This window comes from Streptomyces glaucescens (assembly GCF_002154375.1).
Taxonomy (GTDB): Bacteria; Actinomycetota; Actinomycetes; order Streptomycetales; family Streptomycetaceae; genus Streptomyces; species Streptomyces glaucescens.
The window spans coordinates 1-3,277 of sequence record NZ_MUND01000853.1 but is presented as its reverse complement, the minus strand read 5'-3'; the positions used below and the strand labels follow the sequence as shown (position 1 = coordinate 3,277).

The 3,277-nt window shown below is 73.1% G+C and carries 2 protein-coding genes and 1 pseudogene; 1 reads left to right on the top strand and 2 read right to left on the bottom strand.

From position 1 onward, the window contains the following. Window positions 1–135 precede the first annotated feature (135 nt). Entirely contained in the window at window positions 136–1,575 is a 1,440-nt protein-coding gene (gene gndA / locus CCN42_RS38370) for an NADP-dependent phosphogluconate dehydrogenase (protein WP_086741847.1), read from the bottom strand. A 314-nt stretch (window positions 1,576–1,889) separates the two neighbouring features. Here gndA and CCN42_RS38365 point away from each other — a divergent pair, with 314 nt between their 5' ends. Beyond that, window positions 1,890–3,062: a transglycosylase family protein gene (locus CCN42_RS38365; RefSeq protein ID WP_086741846.1), complete on the top strand. Its 1,173-nt coding sequence runs from the start codon at window positions 1,890–1,892 to the stop codon at window positions 3,060–3,062. Here CCN42_RS38365 and CCN42_RS43030 read toward each other — a convergent pair. Further along, a pseudogene (locus CCN42_RS43030) lies at window positions 3,052–3,277 on the bottom strand (hypothetical protein); the annotation flags it as partial. The gene CCN42_RS38365 and the pseudogene CCN42_RS43030 overlap by 11 nt on opposite strands.

Here is a 3,277-nt window from a genome sequence, read left to right as displayed (position 1 = left end):
CCCTCAGGGGCGCGGGGAACTGCGCGAGAACCCGCCCACGTGCCCGCACCCGCACCCGCGTCCGCCGTCGACGGCAAGACCCAAGACCCAAGACTCAGGACCAAACCCAAGACTCAGGACCAAAGACCCAAGACCCTACGCGGTGACCTCCGACCGATCCCCGCCCCACAGCGTGTGGAACGACCCCTCGCGATCGGTCCGCCGGTACGTGTGCGCCCCGAAGAAGTCCCGCTGCCCCTGCGTCAGCGCTGCGGGCAGCCGCTCCGCGCGCAGCGCGTCGTAGTACGCGAGCGCCGCCGCGAACCCCGGTGTCGGCACCCCCTGCCGGGTCGCCGCGACCAGCACGTCCCGCCAGTCGTCCTGCGCCGCCGCGATCTCCCGCGCGAACGTCTCGTCGGACAGCAGGCTCGGCAGGTCGGGGCGGGCGTCGTACGCCGCGCGGATCCGGTCCAGGAACGCCGCGCGGATGATGCAGCCGCCGCGCCAGATGGCGGCGACCTGCCCGAGGTCGATGCTCCAGCCGTACTCCTCGCTGCCCGCGGCGATCTCGTGGAAGCCCTGGGTGTACGACACGATCTTCGAGGCGTAGAGGGCCTGCTCCACCCGGTCCGCGAAGGCGGCGGCCTCCGTCTCGTCCAGCGGGGACGGTGCCGGTCCCGCCAGCCCGCGCGAGGCCTCGCGCAGCGCCGCGTGCCCCGACAGCGACCGCGCGAACACCGCCTCCGCGATCCCGGAGACCGGAACCCCCAGGTCGAGGGCGATCTGCACGGTCCAGCGGCCGGTGCCCTTCTGCTCGGCCCGGTCCTGCACCACGTCCACGAACGGCCGGCCCGTGGCGGCGTCCACGTGGGACAGCACCTCGGCGGTGATCTCGATCAGGTAGGAGTCCAGACGGCCGGTGTTCCACGTGCGGAAGATCTCCGCGATCCGCGCCGGCTCGTACCCGGCGACGTCGCGCAGCAGCTGGTACGCCTCACCGATCAGCTGCATGTCGGCGTACTCGATGCCGTTGTGCACCATCTTCACGAAGTGCCCGGCGCCGTCGGGCCCGACATGGGTGACACAGGGGGCCCCGTCCGCCGCCTTCGCGGAGATCTTCTCGAGCATCGGGCCGAGCGCGGCGTACGACTCCTTCGAGCCGCCCGGCATGATGCTCGGCCCGTTGAGCGCGCCCTCCTCGCCGCCGGAGATGCCGGTGCCGACGAAGTGGATGCCGCGCTCGCGCAGTTCGGCCTCCCGGCGCCGGGTGTCGGCGAAGTGCGCGTTGCCCCCGTCGATGATCATGTCGCCCGGCTCCAGCAGCGGGGCGAACTCCCCGATCACGGCATCGGTCGGCTCGCCCGCCTTCACCATGACGACCAGCCGGCGGGGCCGCTCCAGCGCCGCCACGAACTCCTCGGCGGTCTCGGCCGCGACGAACTCGCCCTCGCCGCCGAACTCCTCGACCAGCGCGCGGGTCCGCGCCGCCGTCCGGTTGTGCACCGCGACCGTGTAGCCGTTGCGCGCGAAGTTGCGGGCGAGATTGCGGCCCATGACCGCGAGTCCCGTGACGCCGATCTGGGCTGACGTGCTCATACGCTGGGCTCCTAGTCGTCCGACATCGTGGTGGCGGTGGTGCTCGACGTTCCCTCCGGCCATCCTGACGTGCTGGTGCGTCGAACGCACACCGGAGGCTTGCCGTGCGGGGCACTTCGCCAGATACGGGCGGGAAGGCAGGAACGCTCATCGAGACGGGACGCGCTCGGCGTGTGCAGCGCCTGATCGGACGTCACATCCCGGTGCGAAAGGGTGCTTCCGGCCGAGCGGGACGCGGCCGATTGCTGTCTTGTCATGGCCTGTTACGGCCGCATACTTTTGGCCCTCCTGACGCGCGTCTAGGGGGGCACTTCATGGCCGTACGCGGCCGGCACCGCCGGTATCAGCCGAACAGGATCAACCGCGCCTCACTCACCGTCACGGCGGGCGGGGCCGGAATGGCCCTTCCGTTCGTCGGTGCCGGCGCCGCACAGGCGGCCGACGTGGCGACCTGGGACAAGGTCGCCGCCTGTGAGTCGACCAACGACTGGAACATCAACACCGGCAACGGCTACTACGGCGGGCTGCAGTTCAGCCAGTCCACCTGGGAGGCCTACGGCGGCACGGCGTACGCGCCGCGCGCGGACCTGGCCACCAAGGACCAGCAGATCGCCGTCGCCGAGAAGGTGCTCGACGGGCAGGGGCCGGGCGCCTGGCCGGCGTGTTCGCAGGAGGCCGGGCTGACGCGCGGCGGCGAGAGCCCGGGCATCCGGCCCGACGGCGGCGTCTCGCCGCGGACCGCGCGGACCTCGGTCGCCGACGTGCGGCCGCAGACCACGCCCCAGTCGCGGGCCGGCCGGGCCGAGATGTACACCGTGGTGCGCGGCGACACGCTCTCCGCGATCGCCGCCGAGCGGCGCGTCAAGGGCGGCTGGCAGGGCCTGTACGCGGCGAACCGCACGACCATCGGGGCCGATCCCGACCTGATCGTCCCGGGGCAGCGGCTCAGCCTGCGCGGCAAGGCGTCCGGCGGCACGACGACCGCCCCCGCGGCCGAGCCGAAGGAAGAGCCCGAGGAGGAGACCAGAGCGCCCTCGGGCACGACGTCCGGTTCCCGCCCCGGGGCCACGCAAGGGCGGGACGGCTCCCTCGTCGCGCCGGTGAGCGGCGCCCTCGGCACCCCGTACCGGGCGACCGGTTCCAGCTGGTCGAAGGGCTATCACACCGGTGTCGACTTCCCGGTGCCCACCGGAACCTCGATCAAGGCCGTCGCGCCGGGCCGGGTGGTCAGCGCGGGCTGGGGCGGCTCCTTCGGCTACGAGGTGGTCATCCGGCACGGCGACGGCCGCTACACCCAGTACGCCCATCTGTCGGCGATCTCCGTGAAGGCCGGGCAGTCGGTGAGCGGCGGCCAGCGCATCGGCCGCGCGGGCTCCACCGGGAACAGCTCGGGCCCGCACCTGCACTTCGAGGTGCGGACCGGGCCGGGGTTCGGCTCGGACGTCGACCCGGTGGCCTATCTCCGGGCCGGCGGAGTCAGGATCTGACCCGCATGCGGTGCCGGTCGAGGACCGGCAGCGGCACGTAGGAGACGCCGTGGAGCGCGTTGCCGTACGGCGCGTACGCGAACGGGCTGCCGGCCGGTTCCCGGTTCTGCTGTCCGTCCTCCGCCGCGGGGCGCGGTGCGGGCTCCGGCCCTCCCCGCAGCGCGACCGGCTCGCCGGTGAGGCCGGTACGCGGCTTCGGCGCGGGCAGGGAGGGC

Excerpts from the sequence above, each read along its gene's own strand:
- gndA (WP_086741847.1), bottom strand. The coding sequence starts at position 1,575 with ATGAGCACGTCAGCCCAGATCGGCGTCACGGGACTCGCGGTCATGGGC.
- CCN42_RS38365 (WP_086741846.1), top strand. The coding sequence starts at position 1,890 with ATGGCCGTACGCGGCCGGCACCGCCGGTATCAGCCGAACAGGATCAAC.